The organism is Clostridium intestinale, from assembly GCF_035905475.1.
GTDB lineage: Bacteria > Bacillota > Clostridia > Clostridiales > Clostridiaceae > Clostridium_T > Clostridium_T intestinale.
Window position 1 is genome coordinate 4,637,040 of record NZ_CP121166.1, and the last position, 14,932, is coordinate 4,651,971.

A 14,932-nucleotide genomic window follows, 5' to 3' on the forward strand; every position below is an offset into this window, starting at 1 on the left:
GGAGCATGAGAAGCGGCTTCTACAGATTCAGCAACTCTTTTGTTTAAATCTTACCAAACTCTTAAGATTTACTAACTTTAACCTTAATAGTGATTAATTTTAAGGAAAATATGGTAATGTAATAAATAAGATGAAACAAAGGGGGCAAATTATGAAGATATTTTTAAAATACGTACTAAAGAGCATGTTAGAAAAAAAAGCAAGATTCTTTCTTTTGCTAATAGCTATAGTACTTAGCACAGGATTATTTGTAGGAAGCATGGGAGCAGTAGATGCAGCTATAGACAGTTTTGTAAAACCACAGCTAGAACAACTTGAAAATAAAGATGTATATGTATCAGCTAAAGATGGAGCAATGGCCTTTGACTTAGAGGGGTTAAAGTTAGATGGATTAAAAGATATAGTACCTGAAATAAGAAGTAGTTTTATATATGATACGGATGATATGCAGACAATACAAGTAATAGGGCGTGAAGAAAAGTATATAAATAAAGATGTATTTGTAGATGGAAATGAGTTAAAAGATTTTAATGGTGAGACGTGTATAATCTCAAAAAGAGTTAGTGAAGAGTTTGATCTTAAAGTTGGAGATAAACTAAATACACTACTTAATGGAGAGAAGGTTAGCTTAGAAATCTCAAAAATTTCAGCTAATCAAGGAGTTTTTTATGGTGATACAAAAGAGAATTTTCAGATAATAGTTCCTTATAAATATTTAGCTGAAAAGTTTAATATGAAAGGTAAATATAATGTTGCATTTGCGAATAAAATAGAAGCAAACATTAAAGATTCAATAGAAAAATTTAATGATGTTAACACTAATTTTATAGCTAAAGAACTTTATAATGAAGATGCTGTAAAAAGTCAAGTTGCACAAATAAACAACATGCTTTACATGATGTTATTAGTAGTTGTATTTATGAGCAGTATTATAATATACAGTTCTTTTAAATTAACAGTAACAGAGAGAATGCCTATTATAGGAACGTTTTTAAGTCAAGGTGCAACTAGAGGGACTATAAGAAGAATATTATACTTAGAAAGTTTGTGTTATGGAGTTTTAGGAGGGGTAATAGGTAATGGGTTAGGAGTTGGAATATTATACCTAATAAATTATGTTATATCTCCCTTAAAAGAGTATGGAATATTACAACAACCTAATATAAATATTAAATATCTAATATATGGATTAGTATTTTCAATATTACTATCTGTTGCATCGGCTATAGCACCGATTATAAAGACGAATAAACTTCAAGTTAAGGAAGTTATATTAAAAACCTCAGATAGCTCAGAACAAATAGGAATAGGTAAATTTGTAGCAGGCATAGTGCTTCTACTAGGAGTGATTATTGTAAACTCACTTAAAACTAAATGGTTAATAAGTATAAGCCCGGCATTATTTATATTAGCAATAATTGCAGTAATACTAATTTATCCTAAGGTTGTAGAGTTTATATCAAAAAATATATTTTCTAAGCTTAGAGATACTAATCCTATAAATGCACTAGCATTAAATAACATGAGCACATCAAAAGTCTTACTTGGAAATATTAACTTAATGAACATAGCAATTATATCTATTATAATGATAAATTCTTTAAGTATTAGTATAAAAGACGTAGTAGTAGAAGCATATGAAAACTTAAATTATGGTATAGAAATTAATGTTCCAGAAAGGGGTACAGTAGATCTTAAGGAAAAAGTATTAGATGTACTTAAGGAAGAACCTAATGTTGTTCAAAGCTCAATACAAAGACAGCAATATGCGAGTGGAGATATTGATGGCAATAATTATTCAGTTATGGGAATAGAGCCAGATAAATATTTAGACTTTGATAATTATCTAAACTGGGATAAAGAAGAATATAAAGAATTTGAAAATGGTAGTTTAAATGATGTTGTTATAACTGAAAAGATAGCAGAAAAAGTAAAATTGAAAAAAGGCGATAGCTTTGATATGAAAGTTGGAACTACCAATAAAAGCTATAATGTTGTAGGGATTATTGATGGTAAATTATATAATGGTGGATCGGTTGTTTTTATAAATTATAAGGGTCTACCAAAAGAATATGTAGATAGTGCGTCTATACAGTTTTACTTAAATACTACAGGACGTTCAGCAGATGTAAAAGAAAATATCAACAAGAAAATCAGAGCTCTTGGAGGCAGTGTTTTAACATTTGAAGAAACAAAAGCAAGAAATGTTGAAAATAACAAACAACTTACAGATATATTGAGTATATTCTCATTTATGTCGGTTGTTATAGGAGCTTTTGGAGTTCTAAATAATATAGGAATAAGTTTTATTCAGAGGAAAAAAGATTTAGCAGTTTTAAGTTCAGTAGGTATGAGTAAATTCCAAAGAAATAGAATGCTTATAGTAGAGTCTGTTCTTACAGTATTATGGTCAATAATTATTGTAACTCCATTCTCTTATCTTGGGATGTCAATAATGAGTAAGATAAGTAAGTTATTAGGCTTTGATATGGAAGTTGTATTTAACATTAAGTTTGTACCAGTAATATTTTTAGTATCTCTGGCAATAGTTTTAATAGCTACAATACCAGTACTATTTAAAAGCAAAAAACTATCCATTATAGAAGAATTAAAATATGAGTAGGAGGAAAAGAAATGAGAGCAATAGAAGTATTTGATTTAAATAAAAATTTCAAGGTAGGGAAAGAAGAAATAAATGTTCTAAAGGATTTAAACTTTTCTGTGGATAAGGGGGAGTTTCTTTCTATAATGGGACCATCAGGTTGTGGAAAGTCCACACTTTTATATCTATTAGGAGGATTAGATAAACCTTCAAGTGGTATAGTAAATGTTAATGGAAAAGACTTAAGTAAATTAAGTGAAAAGCAAAAAAGTATAATGAAAAGAAGAGAGCTTGGATTTGTATTTCAGTTTTATAATTTAGTACCTAACCTTTCTGTAGAAGATAATATTTTACTTCCAATAATTTTAGATGGAGGAAAGATAAAAGATTATTCACGTAAGCTTACTGAAATATTAGATAGAATAGAGATGAGTCATAAGAGAAGAGTGACACCTAGGGAATTGTCTGGTGGACAACAACAAAGAGTTGCAATAGCTAGAGCATTAGTATTTGAACCAGATATAATATTAGCAGATGAACCTATAGGAAACTTAGATTCAAAGACAGGTACGGAAATAATGAGACTTTTCAAAAATATAAATAAAGACTTAGGGAAAACAATAATACAAGTTACCCATTCACAAGAATCAGCAGCTTATGGAACATCAATATTAAAATTAAGAGACGGAGAAATTGTAGTTAGAGAAGAAGTTGCATCATAGAAATTTAATTTGGCTTAACTATTTTGCTGGTAGTAATATATATAAATTCAAATAAAATTTTATAAAGTTTAATAAAAAAGCAGCATTAAGCTGCTTTTTATTCTATATAATATATTCTTATTGTTGAATACCTGAGTACATAGATACTTGAGTACCTGAGTACTCAGGTACTCAAGTATTCAACTGTTAAAATTAGATAAACTATTTTAAATCTTTTACGCCTGTTTCTAAAATTTCCATTTGCAATAAAGTTTGTTCATCAGTAATAGTTTTTTCTTTTCCATTTATAATTGCTTCGTATAAATCATCATAAACTCTTCCATAATCACCATCAACTGATTTAACTTTTTCTTCATGAGTTACGCCTTCATCATCTATATAAGTTATAGTGCCGTAGTGCTCAAGAGTATCAATACCAAAATCTTTATTATGAGGCATGTGGAATAGTTTTAAGTGTTCTTCTTGGCGGTCTTTAGTTTGTTTAACGAAGCATCCTTTTTTACCATATACAACAAAACTTGGTCTTTCTTTTAATCTAAAGTAACTAGATTTAACGGACACCTTTAAAATTCCATAATATAAATCTAAATCAAAATAATCATTCATTCTTCCAGAACCTAATAATTGTCTAGCATCATAATGAATGTCGTCAGGTTTTCCAAAATAGCTTATTACTTGATCTAAAGTATGGCAGCCATGTCCATATAAATAAGAAAAGTGAGGAATAAAATTAGTTACCGATTCAGGGACTTCAGGACGATAATAATCATAATGCATTTCAACTTCTAATAAATCTCCAAGTTTACCTTCCTCAATAACTTTTTGAACTGTTAAGAAGTCACTGTCAAAACGTCTATTTTGATACGCTTGAACAATTAGACCTTTTTCCTTTGCAAGCTCAAATATTTCTTTAGCTTGAGTTGATGTTTCCATAAAAGGTTTTTCAACTAAACAATGTTTATTATGTTCTAAAACCATTTTTGAATATTCGTAATGGCTATTGTGAAGTGTGCAGACAACTATTAATTGAATTTCTTCGTCATTTAATAGCTCATTTAAATCAGAAGTGTAGTTTACACCTTCTATCCTAGCCCAGCTTTCGTGTTTAGGGTTTCTTTGATATATTGTTTTAACTTTTATATTTTCTCTTCTCAAAACGAATGGTAGATGATATCTATTTGTACTTTTACCATTACCAATATAACCAATTGTAAGCATAATACCCTCCTTAAAATATGATATACTTAATTTTAACATAAATTTAAAAGTAAAAAGACTTGAAGTGTTATAATTAGATGAAAAATAATGTTGAGTTATGTTAATAATTATGATAATAAAGATTTTGTAGAGGTGTTTTAAGTTGATTGATAGAGGATTAGAACTGTTAGAAAGATATTTTGGATACAAGAGTTTTAGAAGAGGACAAGACGATATTATTAAAAATATTGTTGAAGCTAATGATGTATTAGCAATTATGCCAACAGGGGGAGGAAAGTCTATCTGTTATCAAATTCCTGCACTTATGCTGGAAGGAATGACAGTAGTAATTTCTCCATTGATTTCTTTAATGAAGGATCAGGTTGATACTATTAAGGAAATGGGAATAGAGGCAGCCTATATAAATAGTTCATTATCAACTAATGAATTTAAAGAAGTATTAGATGGAATAAGAAGTGATAGATTTAAAATTATATATGTTGCTCCAGAACGACTTGAATCTTATGAATTTTTATCTATACTTGGAGAGAAAAATATATCACAAGTAGCTATTGATGAAGCTCACTGTGTATCTCAATGGGGACATGATTTTAGAACAAGCTACAGAAAGATACCGTTTTTTATTAATAGTTTAAAAAATAGACCTATAATAACTGCCTTTACAGCAACAGCTACAAATGAAGTAAGGGAAGACATAATTAATATTTTATCTCTGAAGACTCCAAAAGTATTTATATCAGGTTTTGATAGAGAAAACCTTAAGATAACTATAGTAAAATCAGGTAGTAAAAAGGACTATCTTTTAGATTATATAAATAATCATAAAGAAGATTCAGGAATAATATATGCGGCTACCCGTAAAGAAGTAGATGCAGCTTATACATTACTTTTAAAAAAAGGTTTTTCTGTGGGAAGATATCATGCAGGCTTATCTGATAATGAAAGAGAAAAAAGTCAAGAGGATTTTATCTACGATAGAGTTAATATTATGGTTGCTACCAATGCTTTTGGTATGGGAATAGATAAATCTAATATTAGATATGTTATTCATTATAATATGCCTAAAAATATAGAAAGCTACTATCAAGAAATAGGTAGGGCAGGTAGAGATGGTTTAGATAGCGAATGTGTATTGTTATTTACACCTGGGGATGTACAAACGCAAAAGTATTTAATTGAAATGAGTATAGAAAATCCAGAGAGAAAAAATAATCAATATAAAATGCTTCAATATATGGTTGATATGATTCACTCTAATGATTGTTATAGAAGATTTATACTTAACTATTTTGGAGATGAGTATCCTAAGGATTGTAACAATTGTAGTAATTGTGAAAGTGAAGGAGAAATAGTAGATAGAACCTTAGATGCTCAGAAGGTTTTATCCTGCATATATAGAATGAAGAGAAGCTTTGGTTCTACAATGATTGTAGATGTACTTAGAGCATCTAAAAATAAGAAACTTCAAGAGTTTAAGTTCAATGAATTATCTACCTATGGAATAATGAAGGAGTTCTCCAAAGACGATTTGAAGAATTTCATAAACACTCTTATTTCTCATGGATATATGGATATGGTAGAGGGAACTTACCCAGTTATTAGATTAAATGATAGGTCTATAAAAGTATTAAAGGGAGAAGAACAGGTTAAATTTAAAGAAATCAAGGTGGAAAGAGTATTTAAGCTTGATGACTCATTATATGAAGAGCTTAGAACTTTAAGAAGAGAAATTTCGGAGCGAGAGGGAGTTCCTCCTTATATAATATTCCCAGATGTAACCTTAAAGGATATGTCTACAAAACACCCAGTTAATAAAGATCAAATGCTTTTAATATCTGGAGTAGGTGAGGTTAAGTATAATAAATATGGTGAGGAATTTGAAAAGTTAATACTAAAATATTTAGAGAAAAATAGAGCACTTTTAGATGATGAGGTATGTTATGTTTCAACTGATGAAAGATTATTAGAAGAACTAATAAAGGTTAGAAATGCTATTGCTAAAAAAGAGAATCAACTTCCTCAAGCTGTAATAGCCAAAAATACATTAAAAGAAATAAGTGGAAGATATCCTAGGGATACAGATAACTTAAAGGATATAACAGGTCTTGGACCTAAGAAAATAGAAAGATATTCAGAGAAAATTTTAGAAATAGTAAATAACTATGTATTAGAACATGGTATTGAAGTTAAGTGGAGAGATAAGAAAAGAAATAAGCTGATAATAGATGGCGAGCATAGAAAGTCGGATGAAATTGCCATAGATATGCTTAAGGAAGGAAAGGAACTTCAATATATTTCCCAGGAATTAGAGGTTTCAATATCTACAGTATTAGGTTATGTTACTGACTATTTAGAGTCAGGAAGAGAACTAGACTTTTACTTAGATATAAGAGGGTTATATACAGAAGAGGAGAGAGCTTTAATTATGAATGAGTGCAGAAGCTCGGGTTACAGCTCTGTAAGTTCAATAAAGAGAAAACTTCCTGATAATATAAAATATGAGAGTATAAGGGCAGTTATTTTGGATGAATACTATCTTAAAGACAAAGTTTAATGGAAGGAATGGGATTATGAATATAGATTCAAAGATACTTACGCCTAAGGTGAGTATAGCACCTATGGTAGACAGAACAGATAGACACTTTAGATATTTTGCTAGGATTATAACTAAGAAAGCTTTGTTATATACAGAGATGGTAACGGCACAAGCTATAATAAATGGGAAAAGAGATAAGTTATTAGATTTTAATCCATTTGAAAAGCCTATTTCCTTGCAGATTGCAGGTTCAACGCCAGAAGATATATATAATGCGGTTAAAATAGCTGAAGATTGGGATTATGATGAAATAAATTTAAATGCAGGCTGTCCTTCAGATAGAGTAGCAGGAAATGAGATGGGAGCATGCCTTATGGCTTATCCTGAACTTGTAAGAGATATGATTAAAGCTATGAAAGAAGCTACTAAGAAACCTGTAACCCTGAAACATAGAATAGGTATTGAAGGGAAAAATATACTGCCAGCTAGTTTTGAAAGAACTTTATTAGATAGATATGAGGATATGATTAACTTTATAGACAAGGTTGAGGAGGCTCAACCTGATAGGTATACAATACATGCAAGAATAGCTATTTTGGAGGGGTTAAGTCCTAGAGAGAATAGAGAAATACCACAATTAAGATATGAAGAGGTATATAAAGTTAAAGAAGAAAAACCTAATCTTCAAGTAGAAATTAATGGTGGAATAAAAACTATAGAAGAAATGGAAAAACATTTAAATTATGTAGATGGTGTTATGATAGGAAGAGCTGCCTATGACAATCCTATTATTCTTAGAGAAGTAGATAAATTCTTTAAAGATGGTGAGATTAATAACATATCAAGACGAGAGATAATAGAAAATTTCATTCCTTATATTGAAAACCTTGAGAAGAATGGAGAAAATCCTCATGTAGCTTTAACACATACTTTAGGATTATTTTTAGGTAAAAAAGGGTCAAAACTATGGAAGCAGATAGTTTCACCAGCTAGTTCTAAGAATGTGAAAAGATCAGAATTACTTAAAGAGGGACTAAAAAGCTTACCAGAGGAATCTCTTGATAGTAGAAGTTAAATTAGTTTTGGGAAGGTGCTTAAGTTACCTTCTTTTTTATTGCATAGGAAAGTACCTTCTTCCTATGCAATAAAAAATGCAAGGGGTGCAGGGGAGGTTTTGCTCCCCGCCTCTTAAGGAGGGTGCTCAGACACGAAGTGTCGTCGAAGGGAACCATAGGGTTCCCTAGCGAAGTGGCGCTAGCCACTTTTTTTATATTTGGTATAATTAAAGTGATAATTGTATAAAGGGGTAAATCATGGATTTGAGGGTTAAAGATATTATAACAATAGTTGATTATATAGTTTTTACAATAATACTTATTATCTTAGCATTTTTAAGTGGGAGTAATTTTTTATTACTTATAACTTATCTTCTTTTTCTTACCTGTTTCACCATAAGAACTTATTTTTGTTATGAAAAAGAGAGAGAAATTGCAAAAAACATATTATTAATTTTAGAGGTAATGATAATATGGTTTATAAATTATAGTTCTAAAAGTTTCGTAGCTATGATTTTATATTTATTTTTAGTGGACAGTATAATAGTTAATTTTAATAAAAAACAAGGATACATGTATTCAGTATTAGTGTATTTGATGAATTTTTTATCTGCAATTATTATGTTAAAAGATAAAATAAACTTGATTCCAGTATTTATATTAGTAACAATGCCCATATATATTATATTTATAATTATATTTAAGCTTATAAACTATTTATTATTTCAGAATAAGATAATAGAAGAGTCTTTGAAAGAAATTACCGTTAAAAAGATAGAAAAAGATGAGGTATATGGACACTTAAGCGAGGCTTATGAAAAAGTAGAGCTTATGACAGCTAATTCTGAGAGAAACAAAATAGCTAGGGAAATTCATGATACAGTTGGACATACTCTCACAACTGTTTTGGTTGAAATGGAAGCCTCCAGAAGGCTTATGGATAAGGATATTATTAAGGCTAAGGAAAAGTTAAGTTTAGCACAGGAACAAGTTAGAAAAGGTCTTAATGATATAAGAAGTTCTGTAAGAATATTAGAACAAGGAAAGGAAATTATGGACTTTTGGGGTTCTTTAAAGACCTTTATAGCAGAGTGCGAAATGCATTCAGATATTATTGTAAAAAGTCATATAGATAGTGATATGAATGTTTATGATAGTGGGAAAAAGGTTATTTATAGAGCGCTTCAAGAAGGATTAACTAATGGAATTCGACATGGGAAAAGTACTGCCTTTATTTTTAAGTTATTTGAGAGAGATAATTCAATTAACTTCTCTTTAGAGGATAATGGTATTGGAGCTGTAGCGTTAACTAAAGGTTTTGGACTTAGATCCATGGAGGAGCGTGTAAAAGAGCTAGGTGGACAACTTAATATATATTCAGAAGAAGGCGAGGGGTTTTCTATTTATATAAAACTGCCATTAGTTGAAGGAGGAAAAATAAATGATTAGAGTAGTTATAGTGGATGATCAAAGGTTAATGAGAGATGGATTAAAAACTATATTAGAACTTCAAGATAATATAGAGGTTATTGGCACTGCTTCTGATGGTAGAGAAGTAATTGATATATGCAGAACATGTACTCCAGACGTTATTTTAATGGATATAAGGATGCCGGGAATGAATGGGGTAGAGTCTACCAAGATAATAAAAAACAGTTATCCAGAGATTAAAATATTAGTTTTAACAACCTTTGATGATGAAGAGTATATTGTTGATGCACTAAATTATGGAGCGTCAGGGTATATGTTAAAGGATATAGATGGAGATGCCCTAATTAAAGCCATAGAAGATGCTTATGATAATAAATACATACTTCCATCCTCAATAGCATCTAAGTTGGTAAATAAGCTTATAAGCAACAATATAAGTGATAAAAAAGAAGAAAATCTAAAAGGTATATTTACGGATAGAGAACTTGAAGTTGCAAAGATGTTATCACAAGGTTTTACTAATAAACAAATAGCCTCCTCTCTCTTTATATCAGAGGGAACTGTAAAAAACAATGTAAGTAATATATATTCTAAGATACAAATATTTGATAGAACTTCAGCAGCGTTATATTTAAAGGATATATTAAAATAAATGACCACGGTAACTAGTATGTAGTGACCGTGGTTACTATTATTTATGGAGGAATTTTTATATGATATTTATAGGAAATGAAGGGAGGATTGAAATGAAACCTTTATCTGTTAGTAAATATATAAAAAATAATAAAAAGTCCTATATAACTTCAATAATAGCTATAGCTTTATCTATTATCTTAGGATATGGAGTAGAGTGTTTTATAGAGTCTATATCAGAAAGCTCATACTCATCTCAAGTGAAGCCACTAGAAAAGGCCTTTACAATAAGTAGAATTAGTGATAAAGAGATATCTTTAGAGTATGTAGATAAGTTAAAGAAAAGTGATTTTGTAGAAAAGTTAATACCTACAAACATATCTTATGTAAAATATTCTACCCAGGGAAGTGTTAGTAATGTAAGGATATTTTCTATACTTCCAGAGGATAGAGAATATTTTATGAATAAGTATGATATGACTCTTGAAAAAGGAAGCCTTCCAAAAGAGGGACAAAAAGAGATAGCTATAGATGAGAGAATAGCTAAAAATAATAATGTATCTATTGGGGATAGTTTAGGAGATAACAAAATTGTAGGGGTTTTAAGTAGTGAATATTTTTTATCTTTAAGTAGCTATGCGTCAACTTCTGATGAAGTTAGTAGATATAAAGATATTAGTAAAGATGATTTGATAAAAAATGAGATGGTGATATTTCCTAATGATGATAAAAGAGATGATTTAGATGAATTAATAAGGACATTCTCTAAAAAGGATATAAATTATAGCATATTATCAGAAGGAATGGAAAAATATCAAAGTGGCACATCATCTTCAAAACAAATACTAGATGCACTTTTTGTTCTTATCGTTATTGTTATGGTGGTTACTTTATCAAGCTCTAAATATGCGCAATTTATAAATAGAAAAATAGAGTTTGGTATATTAAATGCTTTAGGATATAGCAGAGGAATGTTGATGAAAAGAGCATTAAAGGAAGTGTTGATATTTAATTTATCTGGATTTGTAGTAGGCATTATATTAGGAGTAGCTACTAGTTTTATTGTAACAAAAGCAGCTTTTACTGATCTAGGAGCAATTGGCGTATTTATAAGTATTAAAGGTATAGTAATATCTTTACTCACACCAGCCTTTACAGCTTTATTTACATTAATACCAATTTACAGAGTTTTAGGTAGATTAGATGCTATAACCATAATTGAGGAGGGATAAAATGATTTTTAATATAGAAAATTTAAATATGATATATGATATGGAAAAAGAAGCTATGACTTATGCGGTAAAAAATATAAATTTAAGTTTGGAAAATAATAAAATGATAGGTATTATGGGACCTTCAGGAAGTGGGAAAAGTTCATTAATTTATGCAATGGCTGGATTAAAGAAACCAACTTCAGGAAAAATATCTTATGATGGACAAGACTATGAAAGCATGAGTTTGAATGCTTTAGCAAAGCTAAGAAAAAAAGAGTTTGGCTTTATATTTCAGAGACATTTTTTAATTGAATACATGAGTGTTCTTGATAATATATTAGTTCCTATAAACTCTAATTCAAAAGCTGACAAGCAAAGAGCCATAGAACTTCTAGGCAGGATGGGAATAGAGAATTTGTATAATAAAAAACCTTCAAAACTTTCAGGAGGACAAAGACAAAAGGTTGCAATTGCTAGAGCACTTATAAATAACCCTAAGGTGATTTTTGGAGATGAACTTACAGCAGCCTTAGACCATGAGAGTTCTTCTGGAGTAATGAAGATGTTAGATGAATATAAGAAAAATGCTCTTATTGTAATTGTTACACATGATAAAACTATTTTAAAGGATGCGGATGCAATAGTTAATATTTGGGATGGAAGTATAACTTCCATTGAAGAAAAAGAGAGGTGATACTATGAGACCACTTTCTCCACTAAAATATATATTAGCTAATATTAAAAAAGTTTTAATAACTATAATAACTGTGGCTATAGGTGTTTTTGTAGTATATTTTTATTCTTTAATAAGTGTAACAACAGAGGAATTAGTTGATCTGACAGGTGGTAACTTTGTAGAGAATCATAGTATAGTATATTCTAAAAGTAATGTTGAGATTCCAAAGACCATAATAGAAGATCTTAAAAGTAGTAGTAATACAAAGCTTTTAATTCCAATTAAACCTATTGAAGGTAGCCTTAGATATTCTTTAGGTTTAGGTTCTTCAAGTTTTGATATTGAAAATTTGTACAGTGAAGATATACTGGGATTGATGGACGCTCTGGATCAAAATATTGTTGAAGGAAGTATTCCTAAAGAAAATTCAAATGATATTCTAATTCATTTAAGATATGCTAAACAAAACAATCTTAAAATAGGTTCAATAATAAATGAAGATAATTCAAACTTAAATAAAGAATATAAAGTTTCGGGAATAATGGATGGAGAGAATATAATAGCCATAGTAAATACAGATAGTGAAATGAAAAGAGAAGAGGCTTTTACAAGGGGATTTATTTATAGTACTTATGATAATAGTAGCAAAGATATGAGTGCTATAAAAGAGAAGCTTCCTGTAGATATAGATGTGATAGATTATAAATATATGGAAGACAATTTTAAAGAAATGATGATAGGTATGAATTCTCTTAGTTATATAATGAGTACTTTTATAATTATAGTTTTGTGTATAACACTAGGGAATTTAAATTATATTACATTTAAAGATAGGATTAGCGAATTTTTTATAATGCATGCCATGGGATATAAAAATGTAACATTAATGACTAAATTATGGAGAGAAAATTTAATCTTGTGTTTAGTAGGATATGGATTAGGTATATTTATGTGTATTATGACAGTTAGTATATTAAATTTAACTATATTTAATCCAGTTGGAAAACCATTTTTACTGTTAAGTAAATCTGGATTTATAGCATCATTTATAATACCTTTATTTGTATCGTTATTTAGTTTAATTCCATGTTTGACTTCAAAATATAGAGATAAAACAAATATAGGTTAATAATATTTTTATAAAAAGGAGTTTATGTTAAAACTCCTTTTTATGTTTTGCGAATAGTTAATAAATACTTTATAATATTGTTTAGATAAAGTAGGAGGGGTATTTATATGAATGAAGTTATTTATCGATTGTTATTTTTGGTTAATTCTAATAAAGAAAAAGATATATATTACACAATTGCGTGGACTATGCTGAATAATATAAAAAAAGTTCCCAAATTAAATATAAATCAATTGGCAGATATGTGTTATACATCATCAGCTACAATAAGTAGATTTATCAAAAAATTAGAATATGAGAGTTTTAGTGAATTTAAAGAACAGGTGGATTTGAATTTAAAATATTATAGGCTTAAAGCTTCTTTTAATCCTAAATTTATACAAGAGAAATCATCAAACCCAGATGAACTAACAAATGACTTTTATGATTTAGTTATTAATAATTTAAAACAAACCTCTGAAAATTTAGATATAAGAAAACTAGATAAATTGGTTGAGTATATATATAGATATAAAAAGATTGCTTTTTTTGGAATGCAGTTTTCACAATATATTTCTATGGAGATACAAACCATGCTTTTGATGCTTGGTAAATTAGTAACAGCATTTGTTGATATGCAGGAACAATATCAGTATGTTGATGATATGGATGAGAATTCTCTTGCTATAATTTTAACAGTGGCTGGAAGAGTAGCTAATACAGAGCTTATTAAAAAGATAAAAAATAAGAACGCAAAACTTGTAATAATAACTCAAAATCCGAACACTCAATATATGGAAGAGGCTGATTTAGTATTGCTATATGGTAATCCAGATGTTAAAAGTATAGAATCACTAGTAGGAGGCAGATATGCACTCTTAAGCGTAATCGATATGATTTATTATAGATATGAGTCTTTATATAATCACACTAAATAAAAATAGGAGGAAATATTTTTGAGAAAAATATGTTCACTTATTCTAATTTTTTCGGTTACCGTAAACCTTTTTGTTGTTTCGTGTAATAAAAATGTAAAAGATGATAAGACGGCTAAAGTTGTTGAAGAAATTAATATAGATGAAGAGCCAGATTCTAAAGAAGTTGAAAGCAAGAAAGACGTTGATATATCAAATGAAATAAAGAACGAAGAACAAATAGAAGAACCTAGAGAAATTAATGGCTTTGTTTTATTAAAGGAAATTGATAAAGATTTTGTGATAGATTTAAGATATGCAACAGAAAACAATTTTACTAAACAAAAAGTTTATCCAAATGACATATGTGTATTAAGAAAAGATACCGCTCTAAAGTTAGTAAAGGCAAATGAAGAATTTAAAAAGCTAGGATATAGAATAAAAATTTGGGATGCGTATAGACCAGTTTATGTGCAAAGAATATTTTGGAATATAGTGAAAGACAGTAGATTTGTTGCAAATCCAGATAACGGTGGCTCAATACATAATAAAGGCTGTGCTGTTGATATTACCCTTGTTGATAAAGATGGAAAAGAATTGATCATGCCTTCTAGTTTTGATGACTTTTCAGAAAAGGCATATAGAGGCAACACTAATATGAGTGATGAGGCTAAAAGTAATATGACTATTTTAACTAACATAATGGTGCAAAGTGGGTTTAAGATTATTGATACTGAGTGGTGGCATTTTGATGATATAAACTCTGGAGATTATAATATTGAAGATGTAGATTTAAATTTATTTACTATTTAATAAGTAAAAA

12 protein-coding genes are annotated in these 14,932 nt (G+C 29.1%); 11 read left to right on the forward strand and 1 reads right to left on the reverse strand.

All coding sequences use genetic code 11. The features are described 5' to 3' along the window. The first annotated feature begins 151 nt into the window (after positions 1 to 151). Together P8F83_RS23285 and P8F83_RS23290 are read left to right on the forward strand one after the other, a co-directional pair. Positions 152 to 2,623 carry an ABC transporter permease gene (locus P8F83_RS23285; protein ID WP_326512898.1) on the forward strand — a complete coding sequence of 824 codons (2,472 nt, stop codon included), beginning with the start codon at positions 152 to 154 and terminating at the stop codon, positions 2,621 to 2,623. An 11-nt stretch (positions 2,624 to 2,634) separates the two neighbouring features. Beyond that, positions 2,635 to 3,324: an ABC transporter ATP-binding protein gene (locus tag P8F83_RS23290; RefSeq protein WP_315109027.1), complete on the forward strand. Its 690-nt coding sequence runs from the start codon at positions 2,635 to 2,637 to the stop codon at positions 3,322 to 3,324. A 201-nt stretch (positions 3,325 to 3,525) separates the two neighbouring features. Here the strand turns inward: P8F83_RS23290 and P8F83_RS23295 are convergent, their stop codons facing one another. Continuing rightward, on the reverse strand, positions 3,526 to 4,542 hold the full coding sequence (locus P8F83_RS23295; RefSeq protein WP_326512899.1) for an oxidoreductase: 1,017 nt from the start codon (positions 4,540 to 4,542) through the stop codon (positions 3,526 to 3,528). Between the two features lie 142 nt (positions 4,543 to 4,684). On the opposite strand from P8F83_RS23295, the gene recQ reads away from it, so the two are divergent. The 9 genes from recQ to P8F83_RS23340 all read left to right on the forward strand — a co-directional run bounded on the left by recQ (position 4,685) and on the right by P8F83_RS23340 (position 14,922). Beyond that, entirely contained in the window at positions 4,685 to 7,096 is a 2,412-nt protein-coding gene (gene recQ, locus P8F83_RS23300) for a DNA helicase RecQ (protein WP_326512900.1), read from the forward strand. Then, positions 7,068 to 8,153: a tRNA dihydrouridine(20/20a) synthase DusA gene (gene dusA / locus P8F83_RS23305; protein WP_326512901.1), complete on the forward strand. Its 1,086-nt coding sequence runs from the start codon at positions 7,068 to 7,070 to the stop codon at positions 8,151 to 8,153. The genes recQ and dusA overlap by 29 nt, the downstream gene beginning before the upstream one ends. 238 nt (positions 8,154 to 8,391) lie before the next feature. Next, positions 8,392 to 9,582 (forward strand): sensor histidine kinase, encoded by a 1,191-nt coding sequence (locus P8F83_RS23310; RefSeq protein WP_326512902.1) that lies wholly within the window; start codon positions 8,392 to 8,394, stop codon positions 9,580 to 9,582. Next, the gene (locus tag P8F83_RS23315) at positions 9,575 to 10,216 is read left to right on the forward strand and encodes a response regulator transcription factor (protein WP_326512903.1); all 642 of its coding nucleotides are present in this window, start codon (positions 9,575 to 9,577) and stop codon (positions 10,214 to 10,216) included. Before P8F83_RS23310 ends, P8F83_RS23315 begins: the two co-directional genes overlap by 8 nt. Positions 10,217 to 10,277: 61 nt before the next feature. Beyond that, entirely contained in the window at positions 10,278 to 11,429 is a 1,152-nt protein-coding gene (locus P8F83_RS23320; protein ID WP_326512904.1) for an ABC transporter permease, read from the forward strand. A gap of 1 nt (position 11,430) precedes the next feature. After that, on the forward strand, positions 11,431 to 12,105 hold the full coding sequence (locus tag P8F83_RS23325; RefSeq protein WP_326512905.1) for an ABC transporter ATP-binding protein: 675 nt from the start codon (positions 11,431 to 11,433) through the stop codon (positions 12,103 to 12,105). Further along, a complete protein-coding gene (locus P8F83_RS23330) occupies positions 12,086 to 13,216 on the forward strand; it encodes an ABC transporter permease (protein ID WP_326512906.1) in 1,131 nt (376 codons plus the stop codon). The genes P8F83_RS23325 and P8F83_RS23330 overlap by 20 nt, the downstream gene beginning before the upstream one ends. 107 nt (positions 13,217 to 13,323) lie before the next feature. After that, on the forward strand, positions 13,324 to 14,133 hold the full coding sequence (locus P8F83_RS23335) for a MurR/RpiR family transcriptional regulator (RefSeq protein ID WP_326512907.1): 810 nt from the start codon (positions 13,324 to 13,326) through the stop codon (positions 14,131 to 14,133). Positions 14,134 to 14,151: 18 nt separating this feature from the next. Continuing rightward, positions 14,152 to 14,922, forward strand: a complete 771-nt coding sequence (locus P8F83_RS23340) for a M15 family metallopeptidase (protein WP_326512908.1) — start codon at positions 14,152 to 14,154, stop codon at positions 14,920 to 14,922. The last annotated feature ends 10 nt before the right edge of the window (positions 14,923 to 14,932 follow it).